The sequence below is a fragment of the Thiomonas sp. genome, from assembly GCF_054608695.1.
This window is the reverse complement of record NZ_JBTRXV010000029.1, coordinates 1-20,327: the sequence shown is the minus strand read 5'-3', so window position 1 is coordinate 20,327 and position 20,327 is coordinate 1. Positions and strand designations below refer to the sequence as shown.

Annotated in this window: 21 protein-coding genes; 11 read left to right on the top strand and 10 right to left on the bottom strand. The window is 64.1% G+C overall.

Translation table 11 applies throughout. The annotated features are described in order from the left end of the window. Positions 1-199: 199 nt before the first annotated feature. From ACYCUK_RS11300 to ACYCUK_RS11285, 4 genes are all read left to right on the top strand, one after another. Positions 200-859 carry a YqhA family protein gene (locus ACYCUK_RS11300; protein ID WP_112487212.1) on the top strand — a complete coding sequence of 220 codons (660 nt, stop codon included), beginning with the start codon at positions 200-202 and terminating at the stop codon, positions 857-859. A 75-nt stretch (positions 860-934) separates the two neighbouring features. Next, positions 935-2,464, top strand: coding sequence for a fumarate hydratase (locus ACYCUK_RS11295; protein ID WP_461594867.1), 1,530 nt, complete (start codon positions 935-937; stop codon positions 2,462-2,464). Between the two features lie 2 nt (positions 2,465-2,466). Beyond that, positions 2,467-3,567: a glutamate racemase gene (gene murI, locus ACYCUK_RS11290; RefSeq protein ID WP_461594866.1), complete on the top strand. Its 1,101-nt coding sequence runs from the start codon at positions 2,467-2,469 to the stop codon at positions 3,565-3,567. After that, positions 3,564-4,340: an exodeoxyribonuclease III gene (locus ACYCUK_RS11285; protein WP_461594865.1), complete on the top strand. Its 777-nt coding sequence runs from the start codon at positions 3,564-3,566 to the stop codon at positions 4,338-4,340. Before murI ends, ACYCUK_RS11285 begins: the two co-directional genes overlap by 4 nt. 33 nt (positions 4,341-4,373) lie before the next feature. Here ACYCUK_RS11285 and ntrC read toward each other — a convergent pair whose 3' ends face one another. The 6 genes from ntrC to ACYCUK_RS11255 form a co-directional block, all read right to left on the bottom strand. Further along, a complete protein-coding gene (gene ntrC, locus ACYCUK_RS11280) occupies positions 4,374-5,963 on the bottom strand; it encodes a nitrogen regulation protein NR(I) (RefSeq protein ID WP_461594864.1) in 1,590 nt (529 codons plus the stop codon). Positions 5,964-6,018: 55 nt separating this feature from the next. Further along, positions 6,019-7,089 (bottom strand): nitrogen regulation protein NR(II), encoded by a 1,071-nt coding sequence (gene glnL, locus ACYCUK_RS11275; RefSeq protein WP_461594863.1) that lies wholly within the window; start codon positions 7,087-7,089, stop codon positions 6,019-6,021. 85 nt (positions 7,090-7,174) lie between these two features. Further along, positions 7,175-7,717 carry a hypothetical protein gene (locus tag ACYCUK_RS11270; protein WP_461594862.1) on the bottom strand — a complete coding sequence of 181 codons (543 nt, stop codon included), beginning with the start codon at positions 7,715-7,717 and terminating at the stop codon, positions 7,175-7,177. Between the two features lie 227 nt (positions 7,718-7,944). Continuing rightward, positions 7,945-9,360, bottom strand: coding sequence for a type I glutamate--ammonia ligase (gene glnA / locus ACYCUK_RS11265; RefSeq protein WP_112487218.1), 1,416 nt, complete (start codon positions 9,358-9,360; stop codon positions 7,945-7,947). A gap of 224 nt (positions 9,361-9,584) precedes the next feature. After that, a complete protein-coding gene (locus tag ACYCUK_RS11260) occupies positions 9,585-10,370 on the bottom strand; it encodes a competence/damage-inducible protein A (protein WP_461594861.1) in 786 nt (261 codons plus the stop codon). 96 nt (positions 10,371-10,466) lie between these two features. Further along, positions 10,467-11,267, bottom strand: a complete 801-nt coding sequence (locus ACYCUK_RS11255; RefSeq protein WP_461594860.1) for an EI24 domain-containing protein — start codon at positions 11,265-11,267, stop codon at positions 10,467-10,469. A 158-nt stretch (positions 11,268-11,425) separates the two neighbouring features. On the opposite strand from ACYCUK_RS11255, the gene aptA reads away from it, so the two are divergent. From aptA to ACYCUK_RS11240, 3 genes are all read left to right on the top strand, one after another. Beyond that, positions 11,426-12,790 (top strand): omega-aminotransferase AptA, encoded by a 1,365-nt coding sequence (gene aptA / locus ACYCUK_RS11250; protein ID WP_461594859.1) that lies wholly within the window; start codon positions 11,426-11,428, stop codon positions 12,788-12,790. A gap of 154 nt (positions 12,791-12,944) precedes the next feature. Continuing rightward, positions 12,945-13,454 carry a DUF1269 domain-containing protein gene (locus ACYCUK_RS11245; protein ID WP_461594858.1) on the top strand — a complete coding sequence of 170 codons (510 nt, stop codon included), beginning with the start codon at positions 12,945-12,947 and terminating at the stop codon, positions 13,452-13,454. A 120-nt stretch (positions 13,455-13,574) separates the two neighbouring features. Further along, positions 13,575-14,282, top strand: coding sequence for a UPF0149 family protein (locus ACYCUK_RS11240; RefSeq protein ID WP_461594857.1), 708 nt, complete (start codon positions 13,575-13,577; stop codon positions 14,280-14,282). Between the two features lie 66 nt (positions 14,283-14,348). On the opposite strand, the gene ACYCUK_RS11235 is transcribed toward ACYCUK_RS11240, so the two are convergent. Together ACYCUK_RS11235 and ACYCUK_RS11230 are read right to left on the bottom strand one after the other, a co-directional pair. Then, positions 14,349-14,852: a GNAT family N-acetyltransferase gene (locus ACYCUK_RS11235; RefSeq protein WP_461594856.1), complete on the bottom strand. Its 504-nt coding sequence runs from the start codon at positions 14,850-14,852 to the stop codon at positions 14,349-14,351. A gap of 74 nt (positions 14,853-14,926) precedes the next feature. After that, complete coding sequence (locus ACYCUK_RS11230; protein WP_461594855.1) at positions 14,927-15,628, bottom strand: SDR family NAD(P)-dependent oxidoreductase; 702 nt, start codon at positions 15,626-15,628, stop codon at positions 14,927-14,929. Between the two features lie 181 nt (positions 15,629-15,809). On the opposite strand from ACYCUK_RS11230, the gene ACYCUK_RS11225 reads away from it, so the two are divergent. The 3 genes from ACYCUK_RS11225 to trhA are packed head-to-tail and all read left to right on the top strand — an operon-like array spanning position 15,810 to position 17,656. Continuing rightward, positions 15,810-16,589, top strand: coding sequence for an SDR family oxidoreductase (locus ACYCUK_RS11225; RefSeq protein WP_461594854.1), 780 nt, complete (start codon positions 15,810-15,812; stop codon positions 16,587-16,589). Between the two features lie 29 nt (positions 16,590-16,618). Next, on the top strand, positions 16,619-16,936 hold the full coding sequence (locus ACYCUK_RS11220; protein WP_461594853.1) for an antibiotic biosynthesis monooxygenase family protein: 318 nt from the start codon (positions 16,619-16,621) through the stop codon (positions 16,934-16,936). Positions 16,937-16,993: 57 nt separating this feature from the next. After that, complete coding sequence (gene trhA / locus ACYCUK_RS11215) at positions 16,994-17,656, top strand: PAQR family membrane homeostasis protein TrhA (RefSeq protein WP_461594852.1); 663 nt, start codon at positions 16,994-16,996, stop codon at positions 17,654-17,656. A 7-nt stretch (positions 17,657-17,663) separates the two neighbouring features. On the opposite strand, the gene ACYCUK_RS11210 is transcribed toward trhA, so the two are convergent. Then, a complete protein-coding gene (locus ACYCUK_RS11210; RefSeq protein WP_461594851.1) occupies positions 17,664-17,846 on the bottom strand; it encodes a hypothetical protein in 183 nt (60 codons plus the stop codon). Between the two features lie 11 nt (positions 17,847-17,857). Beyond that, complete coding sequence (locus ACYCUK_RS11205) at positions 17,858-18,103, bottom strand: hypothetical protein (RefSeq protein ID WP_461594850.1); 246 nt, start codon at positions 18,101-18,103, stop codon at positions 17,858-17,860. A gap of 192 nt (positions 18,104-18,295) precedes the next feature. On the opposite strand from ACYCUK_RS11205, the gene ACYCUK_RS11200 reads away from it, so the two are divergent. Continuing rightward, positions 18,296-19,894, top strand: a complete 1,599-nt coding sequence (locus ACYCUK_RS11200; protein ID WP_461594849.1) for an isochorismatase family protein — start codon at positions 18,296-18,298, stop codon at positions 19,892-19,894. The last annotated feature ends 433 nt before the right edge of the window (positions 19,895-20,327 follow it).

The following is a 20,327-nucleotide window of genomic DNA, read 5'->3' as shown; positions in this document are numbered from 1 at the left end:
ATTGCGATTATGTCGAAGCATGCCAATCATGGTGCATGAGGCCACCGCATGACTTCGACTGTATTGTGTTTGCTTTTCATTGTGAACCACCCGCTCTTACACCCCCCTGACGTGCTGTGGGCGCAGCCGCTGCAATCGCAACACATTGCATCCTTAGAATCAGGTTCCGCGTGATTTCCCGGTATCCACCGCATCCCCCATGGCCAAACCCCAACCTACCGCCCAGTTGCCACTCGTTCCCCGCCTGCTGTTTTTCAGCCGCTGGCTGCAGCTGCCACTCTACGTCGGGCTGATCCTCGCGCTGGGCGTTTATGTCTTCCACTTCTGGGTCGAACTGGTGGATCTGGTGGGTGCCGCCATGGGCAACCAGACTTCCTTGCAGCACCTGCTCGAAGCCGTGGCCGTGCGCAACCCCATTCCGCCCGAAGGCGGCATCGCTGCCGCCGTGCACGCCAGCTTGCCGAAGCTGACGGAGACCACCATCATGCTGGTGGTGCTCAGTCTCATCGACGTGGTGATGATCGCCAACTTGCTGATCATGGTCATCGTCGGTGGTTACGAGACCTTCGTTTCGCGCATGTACCTCGAAGGCCACCCGGATCATCCCGAATGGCTGTCGCACGTCAACGCCTCGGTGCTCAAGGTGAAGCTGGCGCTGGCCATCATCGGCATTTCGTCGATCCACCTGCTGCGCACCTTCATCAATGCCGACGCCTACAGCACCAAGGCGCTGATCGCGCAGACTGCCATCCATCTCACATTCCTGCTCTCGGCCATGGCCATTGCCTACACCGACCGCATGATGACCCGCACCATCCACGATTACGCACCCGCCAACAACCCGGGAGGCGGCCACTGAGCGACAGGCGCCGGGGAGCGGTCTTAACATTCGTGGAGAACCTGACCACTGATTCGGCAACCCACGGAGACTCCCTTGTCCACCACCATCATTCGCCAGGACGACCTGGTCGAGAGCATCGCTGCGGCGCTGCAATTCATCAGCTACTACCACCCGGCCGACTACATCGCGCATCTGGCGCGGGCCTACACCCGCGAGCAAAGCCCCGCGGCGAAAGACGCCATCGCGCAAATCCTGACCAATAGCCGCATGTGCGCTGAAGGACGTCGGCCCATCTGCCAGGACACCGGCATCGTCAACGTCTTCCTCAAGGTCGGCATGGACGTGCGCTTCGAAGGCCTCAGCGGCAGCCTGCAGGACGCGGTGGACGCGGGCGTGCGCCGTGGCTATCTCGACGCCGACAACAAGCTGCGCGCTTCGGTCCTGGCCGACCCGCTGTTCGAGCGCAAGAACACCGGCGACAACACCCCCGCGGTGCTGCATGTGGAACTGGTGCCGGGCAATCGCCTGGACGTGACCGCGGCGGCCAAAGGCGGCGGTTCGGAGGCCAAGTCCAAGTTCGCCATGCTCAACCCCAGCGACAGCGTGGTCGACTGGGTGCTGCAAACCCTGCCGACCATGGGCGCGGGCTGGTGCCCGCCGGGCATGCTGGGCATCGGCATCGGCGGCACTGCGGAGCACGCCATGCTGATGGCCAAGCAGGCCTTGATGGAAGACATCGACATGAGCGAATTGCTCACGCGGGGGCCGCGCGACAAGTACGAGGCCTTGCGCATCGAGCTGTATGAAAAGGTCAATGCCCTGGGCATCGGCGCGCAGGGCCTGGGCGGGCTGACCACGGTGCTGGACGTGAAAATCAAGCATTGGCCTTGCCACGCCGCCAACCTGCCGGTGGCGATGATTCCCAACTGCGCCGCCACCCGCCACGCGCACTTCGTGATGGACGGCCAGGGCCCCGTCTACCTGGAGCCGCCCAGCCTGGACCTGTGGCCCGACGTCCATTGGGCGCCGGATTACGAACGCAGCCGCCGCGTCAACCTCGACACCTTGACCCCGGCCGAGGTGGCCAGCTTCAAGCCAGGCGAAACCCTGTTGCTGACGGGCAAGATGTTGACCGGACGCGACGCTGCGCACAAGCGCATTGCCGGCATGCTGGCCAAGGGCGAGAAGCTGCCGGTGGACTTCACCAACCGCGTGATTTACTACGTCGGCCCGGTGGACCCGGTGCAGGGCGAAGTGGTCGGCCCGGCCGGCCCCACCACGGCCACGCGCATGGACAAGTTCACCGAAACCATGTTGGCACAGACCGGGCTCATCGCCATGATTGGCAAGGCCGAGCGCGGCCCGGCGGCCATCGAGGCCATTCGCAAGCACAAGAGCGCCTATCTCATGGCCGTGGGCGGCGCCGCCTACCTCGTGTCCAAGGCCATCAAGGCTTCGCGCCTGCTCGCCTTCGAAGACCTGGGCATGGAGGCCATCTACGAGTTCACGGTGCAAGACATGCCGGTGACCGTGGCCGTGGATGCCTTGGGCACTTCGGTGCACAACACCGGCCCGGCCGAGTGGCGCGCGCGCATCGGCAAGATCCCGGTGGCCGTGGTCTGAACATGGCGCCGGCCGCAACACCGCGCACTGCGCCGCTTTGCCCGGTGTGCAGCCAGGCCAACGGCTGTGTGCCTGCGGCCAGCGGCAGCTTCGAGGCAGCCTGTTGGTGCAGGGACGTGACCATCAGCGATGCCGCACTGGCGCGCATTCCACCTGCGATGCGTGGCCAGGCCTGCCTCTGCCCGTCCTGCGCCAACCTGGTCGGTGCATCCGCCGACGACATGTCCAACTCGACGCGAGCGCAAGCCGCTGCGGCCAGACGCATCGGCGTGTTCGACTCGGGCGTGGGCGGCCTCACCGTGCTGGCCGCACTGCACCGTCGCCTGCCCCAGGCACATTTCACCTATGCCGCCGACTCGGCCTTCGCCCCCTATGGCGAACGCGACGCCAGCTACGTGCTCGGGCGCAGCCGCTGGCTCAGTGCTTTCCTGCTGGCCCAGGGCTGCGAACTCATCGTCGTCGCCTGCAACACCGCCACCGCGCTGGCGATTGCGGCGTTGCGCCAGCAATGGCCGTCCATCCCGTTCGTCGGCATCGAGCCGGCCATCAAACCGGCGCTGGCTGCGGCGCGGGGCAAGCCGGTCGGCGTGCTGGCCACACCCGGCACTTTGGCCTCGCCCAAGTTCCAGGCCCTGCTGCAAGCTCAATCCAGCGACGCCGATCTGCTGCTGCAGCCCTGCCCCGGTCTTGCCGAAGCCATTGAAAACCGGGGCCCCGAAGCTGCCGAAACCTTGGCCCTGGTCGAGCGTTTCTGCACCCCGCTGCGCGCTGCCGGTTGCACCACCGTGGTGCTCGGTTGCACCCACTACCCGCTGGTCGCACCAGCCCTGCGCGAAGCGCTCGGTCGATCCCCCGCCGAGGCGACGCTGCTCGATCCGGCCGATGCCGTCGCCGCCCAGACCGCACGTATCGCCGCCAGCCTGCCGGCGACAGGCCAGTTCAGCAATGTGCGAGGCCAGATCGACTTCTGGACCAATGGCGAGCCCGCAACCCTGCTTCGCATTGCTCAGGCTTGCGGCCTGGACGGACGCGCCATCCACCAACTTTCACCCGCGCTGCATCACATCGCGCCATCCGTCCAGGCCCACCGCAGCCCCCCATGAAAATCGCCACCTGGAATGTCAATTCCCTGTCCGTGCGCCTGCCTCAAGTGCTGGACTGGCTGCAAGCGCAGCAGCCCGATGTGCTGGTGCTGCAGGAAACCAAGCAGCCCGACGACAAGTTTCCGCATGCCGAATTGCTTGCGGCCGGCTGGCAGGCGCAGAGCTTCGGCCAGCGCACCTACAACGGCGTCGCACTGTTGTCGCGCGCGGCGGCTGCCGACGTGGTGCGCAATATTCCCGGGCTGGACGATGCCCAGGCGCGGGTGATTGCCGGCACCGTGCAAGGCGTGCGCGTGGTCGGCGCCTACTTCCCCAACGGCCAGGAGCCGGGCAGCGAGAAGTTCGCTTACAAAATGGCTTGGCTGGAGGCGCTCGAGGCCTGGCTGCGCGAGGAATTGGCGCGCCACCCGCAACTGGTGCTGATGGGCGACTACAACATTGCCCCGGAGGACCGCGACGTCTATGACCCCGAGGCCTGGCGCGGCAAGATTCACTGCACCGACGAGGAGCGCGGGCATTTCCGCGCCCTGCTGGACTTGGGGCTGGCCGATGCCTTCCGCCTGTTCGAGCAGCCGCCGAAAAGCTGGAGCTGGTGGGATTACCGCAACCTGGCCTTTCGCCGCAACCAGGGCCTGCGCATCGACCACATTCTGGTGAGCGCCGCGCTGAGGGCGAGCGTTGCAAGCTGCGCCATCGACAAGGCCCCGCGCAAGAACGAGCGCCCCAGCGACCACGCGCCGGTGATCGCTGAATTGAACGCCCCCGGCAGCTGAGCGGCGACGCCACAGAGAGCAGCCGCCGCGGCTTCAATCGTCCAGGCCCAGGTCCTGGATCTTGCGGGTGATGGTGTTGCGACCAATGCCGAGCTTGACCGCCGCCTCGATGCGGCGCCCATGCGTGAACTCCAGCGCGGCCTGGATCACCGCGCGCTCGAAGCGCTGAGTGAGCCAATCCATGACCTCCGGCTGGCCGCTGTGCAGCAGTTCGCGCGTGGTGCGCGCCACGATCGCCTCCCAGCCCTCGGCTGGTGCAGCCGGCGCGGACGATTCGGCCATCGGCGGAGTTGCCTCAAGCGATGGTGGCGCTGTGGTCGCATGGCTTGAGCTTGGGCTTGCGGGCATGCCCGGCACGGTGGTCGGCATGCCGTCTTCCTTGCGTGGCTCGCTCACCGGCTCGCGCGCGCTTGGCGCCGCACCCTGGGGGGCCGGCGCAGGCGTCGACGAAGCTGCCTGTGCCGCGCGGCTGGACTGCTGCAGCTCGGGCGGCAAGTCCTTCACGTCGACCGTGAGGCCGGGCGCCATGACGGTGAGCCAGTGGCACACGTTTTCCAGCTCGCGCACATTGCCGGGAAAGGGGTAGTTCTGCAGCGCGGCCAGAGCTTCGTCCGACAAGCGCTTGGCATCGACCCCCAGGTCCTTCGCGCTTTTCAGCAGGAAATGCCGCACCAGCAGGACGATGTCTTCACGGCGCTCGCGCAGCGCCGGCAGGCGCAGGCGGATGACGTTGAGGCGGTGGAACAGGTCTTCGCGGAACAGCCCGTCGCGCACCCGGTTTTCGAGGTTCTGGTGCGTGGCGGCAATCACCCGCACATGCGCCTTCATGGGGCTGTGCCCGCCCACACGGTAGAAATGCCCGTCGGACAACACCCGCAGCAGGCGGGTTTGCAACTCATAGGGCATGTCGCCAATTTCGTCGAGAAACAAGGTGCCGCCCTCGGCCTGCTCGAAGCGCCCGCGCCGCGAGGTTTGCGCCCCGGTGAAGGCACCGCGCTCATGGCCGAACAGTTCGCTCTCCAGCAGGTCGCGCGGGATGGCCGCGGTGTTGATGGCGACGAACGGCCCGTTGGAGCGCGGACTGTGGCGATGCAGCGCCTGCGCCACCAACTCCTTGCCGCTGCCGGACTCGCCGGTGATGAGCACGGTGACCTGCGACGGCGACAAACGCCCGATGGCGCGGAACACGTCCTGCATCGCCGGGGCTTGGCCCAGCAGTTCGGGGGCGTCGATGCGCGCCTCCTCGCTGTCTTGTTCGCGCATGCTCTCGTCCACCGCGCGCCGAATCAGGTCGACCGCCTTTTCCAGGTCGAAGGGCTTGCTGAGGTATTCGAAGGCACCGCTCTGGAAGGCGGAAACCGCGCTGTCCAGGTCGGAGTAGGCCGTCATGATGATGACCGGCAACTGCGGCTGGGTACGCTTGACCTCCTGCAGCAACTCGATGCCGCTACCGCCGGGCATGCGGATGTCGGAGACCAGAACCTGTGGAGCCTCGTCGCTCAGCGCGGCTTGCACCTCGCGGGTATTGGAGAAGCTGCGAACCGGCAAGCCGGCTTTCTCCAGCGCCTTTTCCAGGACGAAACGGATGGATTGATCGTCGTCGACGATCCAGATGGGTTTCATGGTGGACATCTCTCCGCAGGAGTACAGCGCGCGCGCGAGCTCCGGCCTGTCAACCTCACGGCAGCGGCATGAGGATGCGGAAATCGGTCAGGCCAGGCTGGCTGTCGCACTCGATGGTTCCCTGATGTTGTTGGATGAAGGTCTGGGCCAGGGTGAGTCCCAGGCCACTGCCACCCTCCCGCCCCGACACCAGCGGAAAGAACATACGGTCCTTGATATCCGCCGGCACGCCAGGGCCGTTGTCGGTGATATGCAAGAGCAGTGCCAGGCGATGGCGCTGCTTGGCCAGAGTCACCTGCCGCGCGATGCGGGTCTTGAGCACGATGCGCGCATCGCCCGCGCGCATGCGCTCGCTCAGGACCAGGGCCGCGTTGTGCACGATATTGAGAATGGCCTGGATGAGCTGCTCACGATCGCCGCGAAATTCCGGGATGCTGGCGTCGTAATCGCGCTCCACGCTCAGACCCTGGGGAAACTCGGCCAGAATGACCGAGCGCACGCGCTCGAGCACCTCGTGGATGTTCATCTCGCCCACCACATGCGGACGGCGGTGCGGCGCCAGCAGGCTGTCCACCAAGGTCTGCAGGCGGTCCACCTCATGAATGATGATGCGGGTGTACTCCTGCAACTCGCGGCTTTCCAGATCCATCTGCAGCAACTGGGCCGCGCCGCGAATGCCGCCCAGCGGGTTCTTGATTTCGTGCGCCAGGTTGCGGATCAGGTCTTTGTTGGCCTGAGCCTGGTTGAGCCACTGCTCCTCGCGCTCCTGCCGCGTCTGCTGGCCAAGCTCCACGAGTTCCACCAGCAGCGTGTCGGGCAGCTCGGTGCGCGCCACGATGAGTTGCACCTGCAGCGGATCGGCCGCGGTGCGCGCCATCACCGTGCAGTCGAAACGCTTGCTGCTGAACTCATTGGCCTGCACCTGCTGCAAGGCTTCGTGCCACAGGCTTTGCCGCGTCAGCCATTGCGCCAGATCGCGCCCCAGCAAATGCCTGCGCGACAGCCCGAGCCCGGCTTCCATCGCCGGGTTGGCATGCAGCATCCGTCCTTGCGGGTCGACCAGGGCGGCCATCGTGGCCAGCCAGTCGAGTGCAGCCTGGGCGCCGGCGGAAGCAGCACGTGACATCGCGACACCGGCAAAGGGGGTCAAGTCATCCTGGGATGGATTCGTTGCCTCCTCGGGAGACAAGAATTCGGCCGGATCCTGGGACTCACTGCCCATAGCGTTGCAGTTCACGCTGCAAGGCCTGGATATTGGCCTCGGTCAGGGTGATCTGGTTCTTCATCGCCGCCACACGGTCGAGATATTTCTGCTGGTTGATGCCGCCGCCGACGTTGTGCTCGTTGCCCAGGTAGCCGGGGTGGCCATTGTTGTAGGCCTTGAGCAGTTCCTGCAGCTTGAGCTGCTGGCTCTGCAATTCGGCATCGAGAATGCGCCGGGCCTCGGCGTCGCGTTCGGTTTGGGTGGACGGGCTGACGCGGTCGGCGCTGGAAGAACTCCGTGGCGCGGCAGCAGGCCTTTTCGACGGTGTGGGCGGGGACATCACACTGACATTGGCGTTGTCCACCGGCTTGCAGTTCTTCGCCTTCACCACGCTCAACATATTGGTGTACGAGTTGTCCGGGCAGCGGTAGACCCGGTTCGGGTCGGTTTCCTGGGCATGGGCCAGCGGGGGCGCCAGTGGCACCAAGGCCAGCCCCGACCACACCAGTCCAAGTGCAAGATTGCGGCGGGGAGTCGGGAGTCGGAACATCGATGACCTGTCAGTGAAAGTTGAGCCGGCTTGGTGAAAATCAGGCTGCAGAACGGACGCGCTTCAGCTGCTTGTATCAGTGTAAGACCCAGAACGCGCTCTGCAGTGCCCGGCCTTTCCGGAAAGTCATCACCGGACGAAAAAACGACAAGGGGACGGCGGACCGTCCCCTTGTCGTTTGCAGAACGGCGCGCTGTGCTGGTTCAACGCACGCCGACGGGTCACGATTACAGCGAGTAGTACATATCGAACTCCACCGGGTGGGTGGTCATACGGAAGCGGGTGACTTCTTCCATCTTCAGGTCGATGTAGGCGTCGATGAAATCTTCGCTGAACACACCACCCTTGGTCAGGAAGGCACGATCCTTGTGCAGATAGTCCAGCGCCTGGTCGAGGCTGGAACACACGGTCGGGATTTTTGCGTCTTCTTCCGGCGGCAGGTCGTACAGGTTCTTGCTGGCGGCTTCGCCCGGGTGGATCTTGTTTTCCACGCCGTCGAGACCAGCCATCAACATGGCCGAGAAGGCCAGGTAGGGATTGCAGGTGGGATCGGGGAAACGCACCTCGATGCGGCGCGCCTTGTCGCTGGGCACATAGGGCACGCGGATGGAGGCGGAACGGTTGCGGGCCGAGTAGGCCAGCTTCACCGGAGCCTCGAAGCCCGGCACCAGACGCTTGTACGAGTTGGTGCCCGGGTTGGTGATGGCGTTGAGGGCGCGCGCGTGCTTGATGATGCCGCCGATGTAGTACAGCGCGAACTCGGACAGCCCGGCATAACCATTGCCGGCGAACAGGTTCTTGCCTTCTTTCCATACCGACTGGTGCACGTGCATGCCCGAGCCGTTGTCGCCCACCACGGGTTTGGGCATGAAGGTGGCGGTCTTGCCGTAGCTGTGGGCCACGTTTTGCACCACGTACTTCAGAATCTGCGTCCAGTCGGCGCGCTGCACCAGGGTGGAGAACTTGGTGCCGATTTCGCACTGGCCGGCACCAGCCACTTCGTGGTGGTGCACTTCGACGGGCACACCCATCTGCTCCAGCAACAGGCACATTTCCGAGCGAATGTCCTGCAGGCTGTCCACCGGGGGCACGGGGAAGTAGCCACCCTTGACCGACGGACGGTGAGCCATGTTGCCGCCTTCCATCTTCTCGCCCGACATCCAGGAGGCTTCGTCGGAATCGATCTTGACGAAGCAGCCGGACATGTCGACGTTCCAGCGCACCTGGTCGAAAATGAAAAACTCGGGCTCCGGGCCGAAGAAGGCAGTGTCGCCCAGGCCGGATGCCTTGAGGTAGGCCTCGGCTTTCTTGGCGATGGAGCGGGGATCGCGGTCATAGGGCTTGCCGTCGCCCGGCTCGAGCACGTCGCAGCTCAGCAGCAGCGTGGTCTCTTCCATGAAGGGGTCGACATTGGCGGTGTTCGGGTCGGGCATGAGCAGCATGTCCGACGCCTCGATGCCTTTCCAGCCGGCGATGGACGAGCCGTCGAAAGCGTGGCCCTGGGTGAACTTTTCATCGTTGAAAGCGGAAATCGGCACGGTCACGTGCTGTTCCTTGCCGCGGGTGTCGGTGAAGCGGAAATCCACGAACTTGACGTCGTGTTCCTTCACCATATTCATCACATCAGCAACGTGTTTGGTCATGCAAATTCTCCAGTCATGGGAGTGGGTTGGGAAAGGGACTTGGCGCTGGGGCATGGACCTGCAAGAGGCTGTTCATGAGCACACTGATCGTGTTGTCGACGATGCCGAAAATCTAGCAGAAACCATGCCACGCCATGGCAAACAGCCATCCCCGTGGAAGCGTCGTGAAAGTCGATGGGCATGGATGATTGCCCGAGAGCCCGGGCGCACCAAGAGCGTGCTCGCTAGAGTTTTCGCACAACTTCTGTGCAAATACGTGCTCTCAGGCCATCGAGTCCCTGTTTGAGTGCATCAAACGCGCCTTCCACATTTTGAGGCTCGCCTTTGACGCCCAGTTCGATATGCCGGCCCCATTCCGGGTGGTCCACACTCGGCAGGCTGAACACCTTGACGCCGGCATGCTCGTGCTCGATGCGCTCCATGAGCGGTGTCAGGTCCGACTCCATCGCCCCTTGAACGATGACGGCACGCTCGAGATAACTGCCGATGCGGTGCAGATGCTGCAGCGGCCCGTCGAGCACCCAGGCCAACATGGGCCAAGCCATGACCGGGAAACCCGGCACGAAGAAATGCTGGCGGATCGAAAACCCGGGAATCTGGTTGTAGGGGTTGGCGATGATGGCGCTGCCTTGCGGGAACATGCCCATCTGCAAACGCTGCACATTGGCTGGCGAATCGGGCGGCCCAAGCGCTGCCGTGGCGATGCGTTGCTGAATCAGGCGCTTGGCCTCGGGATGGAGTTCAAGCGGCACATCCAGGGCCGCCGCCGCGCTCTGGCGCGTGTGGTCGTCGGGCGTGGCGCCAATGCCGCCGCAACTCAACACCACATCACCCCGGGCAAAGCTTGCGCGCAGGGCCATTTGCAGCAAGACGGGGTCGTCACTCAGATACTGCGCCCAGTGCAGTTGCATGCCCCGCGCTGCCAGCAGTTCCTGGACTTGCGCGAAATGCTTGTCCCGCCTTTTGCCAGACAGGATTTCGTCGCCGATGATGTAGAGGCCGATCGCCATGATGGAACGCGAGATGAGGTGGAAGGGAAACTGCAGGGGGAGGTGCTGCGCACGGCATGTCGGCCGGTGCCGCGGCCCTGCAGCCAGCGTCCTGGATCACGCCGTGATCACGAGTTGCTCGCGCCCAGCGGCCAAGGCTGCCAGCAAATAATGCACGAACCACAGAGCGGTGAACACGAAGCTGAGAACATACAGCCACAGCGCCAGCAGCGTGAACACCGGCAACAAAGCCAGCACCAGCCAGCCCAGGCCGAACAACAAGGTCGGCAAAACGCTGAGGTAACCGCAGCTCACGCCCATGAGCAAGAGGGACCAGCGATGGTCGCGCAGGAGTTGCCTGCGCTCGGGCACGCTGGCGAACTGAACGACGGCGTCGAAGGCGAACATCTGCGCCGTCATCCAGCCCCAGATCAGCGGCGCAATGAGCCAGCCGACAACTGGAATGAACCACAGCGGCAGGCTCAACAGCAACGCCGCCAAACCCGCCAGCGTGATCCACAGCGACCAGAGAAGCGACTGCAGCAGCCGGCCACGGCCGCGCTGCTGCAGTTGCGCGTAACGGGCCCGCGCGACCACAGGACCCGCCACTGGCATGACCAAGGCCGCGACCAAGAGCAGGCTCGACAGCAGCAGCGCCAGGATGCTGCAGACCATGAGCAGTGCCATGCTCAGGCCTTGCACCGGCTGCGTCCAACCCACCGCCCGCAACAGGTCCAGCAACCAAGTCTGGGTCTGCAGCCAAGCTTGCATGGACGCAAGCCACCCTTCCCAGAACAGGGCATGGGCGACCAGTCCCAAGACTGCGGTGGCTGCCAGCGGCAGCAGCGACAGGGCCAGCATGCTCGGACGCAGGGTATCCAGCAGGGCTCGCCAGGCGGATTGGAGGAGGCGGTTCATCGTGGGAGAGTATCGAAAAAGATGAGCATGCGTTCGATGCCAATCGGCCACCATGACCCTGGCATGGCTCCATGGGGCGTGGAGTTTGTGGTACTTGGACAGAGCCGCAAGCGCAAGCACAATGCCATGGATCGAGTCGAACACAATGGAGATGCACGATGGACCAGACCGAACTGACGCGCGCAGGGCAGCAGGGTGCGATGAATCTGCCGAATCTGGATGCGCTATGGATGCCATTCACCGCCAACCGCCAGTTCAAGACGGCGCCGCGCATGCTGGTCGGCGCCCGCGGCATGCATTACCGCAGCCATGACGGGCGCGAGATTCTCGACGGCGTGGCCGGGCTGTGGTGCGTGAACGCGGGCCACGGGCGCGAGGAAATCACCGCGGCCATTGCGCGGCAGGCGAGCGAAATGGACTACGCACCGCCCTTCCAGATGGGCCACCCGGCGCAATTCGAGGCTGCCGATCTGCTGGCCAAGATCGCCCCGCCCGATCTCACCAAGGTGTTTTTCACCAACTCAGGCTCGGAGTCGGTGGATACGGCGCTGAAAATCGCTCTGGCCTATCACCGCGCCCGTGGCGAGGGCACGCGCACCCTGTTCATCGGCCGCGAGCGGGGTTACCACGGCGTCGGCTTCGGCGGCATTTCGGTGGGCGGCATGGTGGCCAACCGCAAGGTGTTTCGCGGCAGCCTGCTGCCCAATGTGGACCACCTCCCCCACACCTATGCGCCCGAACACCAGGCCTTTTCGCGCGGCCAGCCGGCGTGGGGCGCGCATCTGGCCGACGATCTGGAGCGCATCGTGCAGTTGCACGACGCCAGCAATATCGCTGCCGTCATCGTCGAACCCCTGGCTGGCTCCACCGGGGTTCTGGCGCCGCCCAAGGGCTATCTGGAAAAGCTGCGCGCCATCTGCAGCAAACACGGCATCCTGCTCATTTTCGACGAGGTCATCACCGGCTACGGCCGCCTCGGCACTCCGTTCGCGGCGCAGTATTTCAACGTCACGCCCGACATCATCACCAGCGCCAAGGCGGTGAACAACGCCGCGGTGCCGCTGGGCGCGGTGTTCGTGCGCGAGGGCATTTACGACGCCGTGGTCAACGGCGCGGCCGAAGGGGTGGTGGAGTTTTTCCACGGCTACACCTACTCGGGACATCCGCTGGCGGCCGCCGCTGCGGTGGCCGCGCAAAAGCTGTACGCCAGCGAAGGCCTGCTCACCCGTGTGCAGCGCGAGGGGCTGGACATGTACTGGGAAAACGCCGTGCATGGCCTGCGCGACGCACCTCATGTCAAGGACATCCGCAACCTCGGTCTGGTGGCGGGCATCGAGTTGCACTCCCATGCGGATGGCGTGGGCAAGCGCGCCTTTCAAACCTTCCTCAAATGCTTCGAGTTCGGCGTGCTGGTGCGCTACACCGGCGAAACCATCGCGTTGTCGCCGCCGCTCATCATCGAGCAGGGACAGATCGATCAACTCGTCGACACCTTGCGCCGGGCCCTGCACACACTGGCCTGAAGGGGCCAGCCGATGGAAACTGAAGCGACGCTGAAACACCCCGAGATTGGTGCTTACGGGGTGTTTTTTTGATGTTCAGCGCCTATGATCAAAGCATCAGCGAAGCCGGATGCCTGCTGAACCGGCTCCGCACCCTTTGAGCGAGGAGCCTGCCATGCGACGCCTTTATTTCCTGGTCCCCGATGCCGCCACGGCCCACACCATCGTTGATGAACTGCTGGTGGCGCGCATTGCCGAGAAGCACATCCATATCGTCGCCCGTGACGGCACGCCCCTGGGCAATCTGCCTGAAGCCGGCCTGGCCCAGAAGACCGACCTCATCCCCGCCATCGAGCGTGGCCTCGGATACGGAGGCGCCACCGGAACCATTGCCGGCTTGGTCGCCATTTCCATACCCGGGGTGGCGGTGATTTCGGCGGGGGCCCTGGTGGTGGCGCTGGCCGTGGCCGGCACCGTGCTCGGCGCCTGGGTGAGCAGCATGATTGGCATCAGCATCGAAAGCCCGCGCTTGAAGCAATATGAACAAGCCATTCAGTCTGGCCAATTCCTGATGATGCTGGACGTGCCGGTGGCACGCGTGGATGAAATTCACGCCCTGATCCGTCAGCACCACCCCGATGCCAGCCCGGAGGGCGTCGAACCGGCCATACCAGCGTTTCCTTGAAACCCCGGCAGCAAGGGCCTGTTCACGCCATTTCTGCGCACCGGCCCTGTTCAGGCCTGGCGCTGGCCAGAGCCGAGGAGGCTCTACACTCGGCCTTCTTCTTGCCTCGGCTGCCTGAACATGCCCCAAACACCTGCACCTGGACCTGACACTCCCCTCTCGGACACCGAACTCGACCGCCTGGAGCAACTGCTCGACAGCGACGACATGCCCGAAACCGCCATGGATATTTCCATGCTGGACGGGTTCTTCACCGCCCTGCTCTCGGGCCCCAAACTGCTGCCTCCAACCCAGGCGCTACCGTGGATCTGGGACAGCGAGGAAGGCAAGGCCCAGCCCCGATTCAAGGACCAACAACAGGCCGAGGAGTTTCTGGGCCTGCTGATGCGCTACTGGAACATGCTGGCCACGACCCTGAGCGAGCATCCGGACGATTACGCCCCGCTCATCTATTTGAACGGCGAAGGCGACGAACAGGAAAGCATCATCGAGGAATGGTGCAGCGGCTATGTGCTGGGTCTGGCGCAAGACCCGCAAGGCTGGGCGCCGATGCTGGAGGAACCGTCCGACGAACTCAGCCTCATCATGCTCTACGGCACCGAGGAAGGCTGGGCGCAACTCGGCGATCAACAGCTCGACGACGACTATCACCGCGCTGCCGCCGACGCGCTGGCCGACTGCGCCATCGCCATCTACGACTACTGGCGCCAGGCCAAGGCGCCGCCCATCCGCAATGCGGCCAAGGTCGGGCGCAACGATCCCTGCCCTTGCGGCTCGGGCAAGAAGTACAAGCTGTGCCACGGCGCGGCGGCAGCCAATGAGCCCTGAGTCACCACGGTGTGCCGCAATGGCAACACCACAGCCTTGCAAGCGGCCACGAAAATGCCTAGTGCTTCAAGCTGCGGCTTCGTCGGCGCGCAGCGGTAGACGTTTTTCCCAGAACGTGGCATGGCCCTGCGCCGGGTCGAGGGCATAGGGCTGGAAGCCGAATTTGCGATAACTGGCGATGGCCGGCAGGTTGTGTTCCAGCACTTCCAGTGTGAGTTTGCCGCAGCCGCGCGCCAAGGCCAGCGCCTCCAAGCTCTCCAGCATGCGCGCTGCCAAGCCTTGCCCGCGCCGAGTTGGCGCCACATACACGTCGTGCACGTTGAGCAGTGGGCGCGCCATGAAGGTGGAGAAGCCTTCGAAGGCATTCACCAGGCCCACCGCCTGCCCTGGCGCCAGGGCGAGCACGCCAACGTAGTCATGGCGCTCGCGCAGCGCCGGAATCAAGCGGGCCTCGGCTTCGTGCTCCAGACCCTTGCCACCCGTCGCCTCCAGGGCGTAGGCCCGGATCATGGCGAGCGCGCCTGCGGCATGGCAGGGGTTGGACCAATCGACGGCGCAGATTTCGATCATCGTGGACTCGTGGGGGTTGCCCGGTTCAAGGCTTTGGAGCCGCTGCAAGGGGGTGCTGCTGGGGGTTCCACTGCTCAAAACCGCTCCACCCACGGCCGCAGTTCAAGCTCCCAAGACCAGGCGCTGCGATCTTGTTGCAGCAGTTGCAGGTAGTTGCGAGCGATGGCATCGGGGTCGAGCATGGAGTCGGGCGCGCCGGCAGGCTCCACCCGCCCCGGATTGCGGATGGAGCCATCGATCACGACATGCGCGACATGAATGCCTTGCGGCGCGAGTTCGCGCGCCAGGCTTTGCGCCAGGCCGCGCAGCGCGAACTTGCCCATGGCAAAGGCTGCTGAGTGGGCATAGCCCTTGACGCTGGCCGAAGCGCCGGTGAACAGCAAGGCGCCCTGCCCGCGCGGCAACATGCGCCGCGCCGCCTGCTGCGCAACGAGGAAGCCGCCGTAGGCGGTGACCGCCAGCGCCTGCGCCACCGCCTGGGCATCGACCTCGGTGATCGGCCCGCGGACCCTGGCGGCGGGGTTGTAGATGACGACATCGGGCGGGGCCTGGAAGGCTCGGTCCAACTGCACGAACAGGGCATCGACCTGGGCCGGGTCGCTCGCATCGCAGGCCAGCGCCAGCGCGTCCAGTTCCTGGACCAGCGGCGCCAGTTTGTTCGGGTGGCGTGCGGCCAAGGCCACGCGATAACCGCCGTCGCGGCTGAGGACGCGGGCCAGCGAGGCGCTGAGGCCATCGCCAGCACCCACGATCAGGGCACTTGGTTTCGCATGCATGGTCGGGGCAACGCGGTGTGCGCTCGGTTTGTGAGGGTCTTTGACTTTAGCCGATGCATCGGCGAGCCGCACAGGTGCATGGGGACATGCCTGGCGAGCCAAGGTTCAGCGCACGCCGCCTGCAGCCCGCGGCGTATCGATCGACAATCAAGGGCTACTTTCATCCGACACGGAGTTCAGCATGTCTGCGCAATCCATTCCCCCCAATCTGGCCCCGGCCGGCGTTTCCGGCCGCGTCGCCCTGGTCACCGGCGCCTCGTCCGGTATCGGCGAAGCCACCGCCCTGCTGTTGGCGCAGGCCGGTGCGCGCATTGCCATCTGCGCCCGCCGCGCCGACCGGCTCGAGGCGCTTGCCGCCAAGCTCCGCGCCCTGGCCGCCGAGGTGCTGGTGCTGCCCGCCGATCTCGCGGACCTGCAAGCCGCGCAACAAGTCGTGCGCGACACCGAGGCCCACTTCGGCCGGCTCGACCTCCTGGTGAACAACGCCGGAGTGATGTATCTGGAGCCGATCGACACGGCCGATCTGGCACGCTGGCAACACATGACGCAGCTCAACGTGCTGGGCCTCATCGCGACCTGCCAAGCGGCGCTGCCCGGCATGCGCGCACGCAAGGATGGACACATCATCAACATCGCCTCCACCGCAGGGCGCCAGGCCAACCCGAACGCGGGCGGCTACTCGGCGACGAAATGGGGCGTGGTGGGCTTCAGCGAGTCGCTGCGGCGCGAAACCTACAAGGACAATATCCGCGTGACGGTGATCGAGCCCGGCGTGGTGGAAACCGAGTTGCGCGAGCACATCGCCCACGGTCCGACGCAAGCCGCCCTCAACGCCTGGGCGGATGGCATGCGCCAGTTGCAAAGCGCGGACATCGCCCGCACCATCGTGTTCTGCGCCGGCCAGCCAGCGCATGTGAACATCAACGAAATCCTGATGCGGCCGACCGACCAGGAACGCTGACCGTTCGCTCCAACCCAAGGAAAGCCCCCATGATTCTCGAACTTGCCGACATCCGCATCCAGCCAGGCCGCCAGGCCGAATTCGACGCCGCCATCGTGCGCGGCGTCGAAACCGTCATTGCCCATGCCAAGGGTTTTTGCGGCTACAAGATCAACAAGGGGGTGGAGAGCCCCGAGCGCTACCTGCTGATGATTTTCTGGGCCACGCTGGAAGACCACGTGTTGGGCTTTCGCCAGTCGGAAGCCTTCGCTGCGTGGCGTGGCATCGTCGGCCCGTTCTTCGCCGCGGCGCCGCAGGTCGAGCACTACACCCTGCTCGCCAAGTCGGCCGAAACTGCGGGCCACTGATCGCCATCATCCAGCGGCCCATGGCAATTTGAGGGTGATGAACCTATCATTTATTGCATGGCACAAAATCACTCGATTCCTGCGGTCTCGCGTGCCCAAACCCTCGGCGAGGAGATCGCCAACAGCCTGAGCCACGGCCTGGGCTTGGCGCTGGCCATCGCTGCGCTTCCCATCCTCGTCGTTCATTCCGCCGAGCAAGGAAGTGCGGCCACCCTCGTCGGCGACATCATCTTCGGCAGCAGCGCCATCCTGCTCTACCTCGTCTCCACGCTTTACCACGCCCTGCCCCACCAACGCGTCAAAGGCGTGTTGCAGGTCGTCGATCATGTCGCCATCTACCTGTTCATTGCCGGCACCTACACACCCTTCACCCTGGGCGTGCTGCACGGCGCCTGGGGCTGGACCCTGTTCGGCCTGATCTGGGCCCTCGCCCTGGCAGGCCTGTTTTTCAAAGTCATGGGTGGCACGCGTTATCCCCGTCTTTCCACATTCCTCTACCTGGCCATGGGCTGGGTGGTGCTGATCGCCATACGCCCGCTCTGGCTCCACATGCCCACCCCAGGCCTGGCGCTGCTGCTGGCGGGTGGCGTGTCCTACACGCTTGGCGTGGTGTTTTTCGTGCTCGACGACAAAGTGCCCTACACGCATTTCGTCTGGCACCTGTTCGTGCTCGCCGGTACCGTGTTCCATTTCTTCGCGGTGCTGCTGTACGCGGCGTAATCGGCACTCACGTCAGCACATAGTTTTTCGGAGGCAATTGCTGTGGCAGGTGCGTCTCCCCCAGCATTTCCCGCAGCGTGATTTCAATGCCCATCGATAGGTGCTCCAGTGGCAGATCATTGGGCAGCACGCCGAAGGGCTCTTCCAATTCCTCGTTCAGTGAATCCAGCGCCAAGAAGGTGTAGGCCACGAACGTCACAATCAATCCCAGTAGCGCTCATAGCTGGCGCTGTTTCGAAAACCCAGGAAGATGGCCAAGGCAATGCCGATGAGCGTGAACGGCACAAAAGTTAGGCCGACCTTCCAACCCAGGATGCCGCCTCCGCTCATCGTGATGGCTGATGCCATGGCCGTGATGATGAGCAATTGCATCCAGATCTTGGGAAGCACGGAGCCATGCAGGATGAAGAGCATGCGAAACCAGTGCAGGCGAGGTCGGATGATCATGTGTCAGGTGGAAAAAGTTCGTTTGCGCAACTGTACGCAAGCGACGGCCATGCCGCACGTTCCAGCAGGCACAGGCCTCAACCATTGAGGCGGTCGCCTGGCCGCTGGCGCTCAGCACGCCGCCGCACATGCACAGTAAAAATTAAGCAGTAAAACTGTACAGTTCAACTGCATATGTGATGCAGTTTGTGCATGGTCAAGCATTCAGGCACATCAGAGGTTTCACGACTGTCAGCTCTGGCGGGTGAGTTCCGTGTTTCGATTGGCAAACTGAACCGACGGCTGCGAGAGCAGGCGCATCCCGGGGATCCCGGGGATTTCACCTCGGCGCAGAAATCAGCCCTCCATCGGTTGGAGCGTGATGGGCCCGCAACGGTGTCCATGCTGGCGAGAGCCGAGAGCGTCCGCCCGCAGTCCATGCGGGTCACGGTTTCCAGCCTGGAGGCGGCGGGTCTGGTGGGCGGTGAGCCCGACCAGACCGATGGCCGGCAAACCATCTTCTCCCTGGCCCCCGCCTGTCGGGAGGATCCTCAAGACCAGTCGAGCGGCGCGGGAGGACTGGCTGTTTCGTGCCCTGCAGGCGCAACTCGCGCCGCGCGAGCAAGAGCAGCTCGCGGCCGCGGTGGAATTACTGAAACGCCTCGCCGGCTTCTAACCCGGCCCTTTCAAGAAGAGCACCATGGCACTCAGCCCCCTCGATTCCAGGACAGCTCTGATCCTCATCGATTTGCAGAAGGGCATCGTGTCGCTTCCCGCTGTGCATCCAATCGCAGCTGTGGTGTAGAACGCCAGCGCGCTGGCGGACGCATTCCGCAGCCACAAGCTGCCGGTCGTGCTGGTGAATGTGGCGGCATGATGGCGCCGGGGCGAACGGAGCAGGCTCGACGCAGCCTGGATTTCCCCGCGGGATGGACGGATCTCATCCCCGAGTTGAACCAGCAGCCGACCGATCACACGATCACGAAGTACACGCCCGGGGCGTTCACGAAGACGGCCCTCGAGGAGCATCTTCGAGGCATGGGGGTCACGCAGGTTGTGCTCGCAGGCATCTCGACCAGCAGCGGGGTCGAATCCACGACACGCCAGGCCTATGAGTGCGGGTTTCACGTCACGCTCGCCATCGACGCCATGACGGACCTGAGCCTTGACGCTCACACCCATAGCCTCACCAAAGTCTTCCCGCGTTTGGGCGAGACTGGACGCCACAGTTGTCAATGTTTCCCTTTCAAGTCTCGCCGTAAGGTTGCACAGCAGCCTTGCGGCGATTCAGTGGGTCACACGAGCGGCTATCCATTCATGGGAGCGTTGACCAAGCGGTTCGGCATACGCAAGGTATCGGCCGGAGGAGCAGCGTTGGCACTCGCAGGAACCTTGCCCTTGATCTATCTGGCGAGTCACGGGCTTGTCATCGCCATACTCGCATGCGCCCTGTTCATCCGAGGCATGGGCCTGAGCGCCGTCGGCGTTCCTTCGATCTCGGCTGCGTATGCCTCTGTCGTGCGGGAAGACCTCCCGATGGCCACCACCGCGCTGAACATCGTCATGCGAATCGGCGGACCAACTCTCACGACGGTATGTGCAACCTTTCTGGAATGGAGATTAGGGTTCGCGTACAGCCACGACGCGAGTTGTGAAGACAGTGCCCAATGCCATACAGCCCGCTATACACGTCAAAGCCGAGGCTCTGTGAAACGCACTGGAGCCCTGCGAGACGAGAAACCCCATAAATTGCCGTTCATTCAACAACTTACGGGCCAGAATCAAGCCGCACGAGACGGCTTGATTTCATGACTTGGCGGAAAGGGTGGGATTCGAACCCACGGTACGGAAGAACCGTACACCGGATTTCGAGCGCGATGTGCGCACTGCGCACCCACACCTTCCACTGAAACATCAACAGCTTACGGATGTGCGCTGAGCGCATTGTGGGATGGGTGAGCGCATTTTCCGCCACTTTTTCTCCCACCATAGCCAACCGTCGTGACCTCATGGTCGTGTCTCTGTCACGGATACGGAGGCGTCGCTTATAGGCCATAGGCCGTGAGTAGTCGAACTCGGGCTACCCACCGGCCTCACATTCACCGGCATCCCGGCCAGATCATTTTCAGTGATTGCGCGCCAGCTGCTCCAGGATCGCCGGGTTCTCCAGCGTCGAGGTGTCCTGGGTGATGGCTTCGCCCTTGGCCAGGGTGCGCAACAGGCGGCGCATGATCTTGCCCGAGCG

Excerpts from the sequence above, each read along its gene's own strand:
- glnL (WP_461594863.1), bottom strand. The coding sequence starts at position 7,089 with ATGTCACGTGCTGCTTCCGCCGGCGCCCAGGCTGCACTCGACTGGCTG.
- ACYCUK_RS11235 (WP_461594856.1), bottom strand. The coding sequence starts at position 14,852 with ATGATCGAAATCTGCGCCGTCGATTGGTCCAACCCCTGCCATGCCGCA.
- murI (WP_461594866.1), top strand. The coding sequence starts at position 2,467 with ATGGCGCCGGCCGCAACACCGCGCACTGCGCCGCTTTGCCCGGTGTGC.
- ntrC (WP_461594864.1), bottom strand. The coding sequence starts at position 5,963 with ATGAAACCCATCTGGATCGTCGACGACGATCAATCCATCCGTTTCGTC.
- ACYCUK_RS11255 (WP_461594860.1), bottom strand. The coding sequence starts at position 11,267 with ATGAACCGCCTCCTCCAATCCGCCTGGCGAGCCCTGCTGGATACCCTG.
- ACYCUK_RS11205 (WP_461594850.1), bottom strand. The coding sequence starts at position 18,103 with ATGATCATCCGACCTCGCCTGCACTGGTTTCGCATGCTCTTCATCCTG.
- ACYCUK_RS11260 (WP_461594861.1), bottom strand. The coding sequence starts at position 10,370 with ATGGCGATCGGCCTCTACATCATCGGCGACGAAATCCTGTCTGGCAAA.
- aptA (WP_461594859.1), top strand. The coding sequence starts at position 11,426 with ATGGACCAGACCGAACTGACGCGCGCAGGGCAGCAGGGTGCGATGAAT.
- ACYCUK_RS11220 (WP_461594853.1), top strand. The coding sequence starts at position 16,619 with ATGATTCTCGAACTTGCCGACATCCGCATCCAGCCAGGCCGCCAGGCC.
- ACYCUK_RS11200 (WP_461594849.1), top strand. The coding sequence starts at position 18,296 with ATGGTCAAGCATTCAGGCACATCAGAGGTTTCACGACTGTCAGCTCTG.
- ACYCUK_RS11245 (WP_461594858.1), top strand. The coding sequence starts at position 12,945 with ATGCGACGCCTTTATTTCCTGGTCCCCGATGCCGCCACGGCCCACACC.
- ACYCUK_RS11225 (WP_461594854.1), top strand. The coding sequence starts at position 15,810 with ATGTCTGCGCAATCCATTCCCCCCAATCTGGCCCCGGCCGGCGTTTCC.
- trhA (WP_461594852.1), top strand. The coding sequence starts at position 16,994 with ATGGCACAAAATCACTCGATTCCTGCGGTCTCGCGTGCCCAAACCCTC.
- glnA (WP_112487218.1), bottom strand. The coding sequence starts at position 9,360 with ATGACCAAACACGTTGCTGATGTGATGAATATGGTGAAGGAACACGAC.
- ACYCUK_RS11300 (WP_112487212.1), top strand. The coding sequence starts at position 200 with ATGGCCAAACCCCAACCTACCGCCCAGTTGCCACTCGTTCCCCGCCTG.
- ACYCUK_RS11270 (WP_461594862.1), bottom strand. The coding sequence starts at position 7,717 with ATGTTCCGACTCCCGACTCCCCGCCGCAATCTTGCACTTGGACTGGTG.
- ACYCUK_RS11240 (WP_461594857.1), top strand. The coding sequence starts at position 13,575 with ATGCCCCAAACACCTGCACCTGGACCTGACACTCCCCTCTCGGACACC.
- ACYCUK_RS11285 (WP_461594865.1), top strand. The coding sequence starts at position 3,564 with ATGAAAATCGCCACCTGGAATGTCAATTCCCTGTCCGTGCGCCTGCCT.
- ACYCUK_RS11230 (WP_461594855.1), bottom strand. The coding sequence starts at position 15,628 with ATGCATGCGAAACCAAGTGCCCTGATCGTGGGTGCTGGCGATGGCCTC.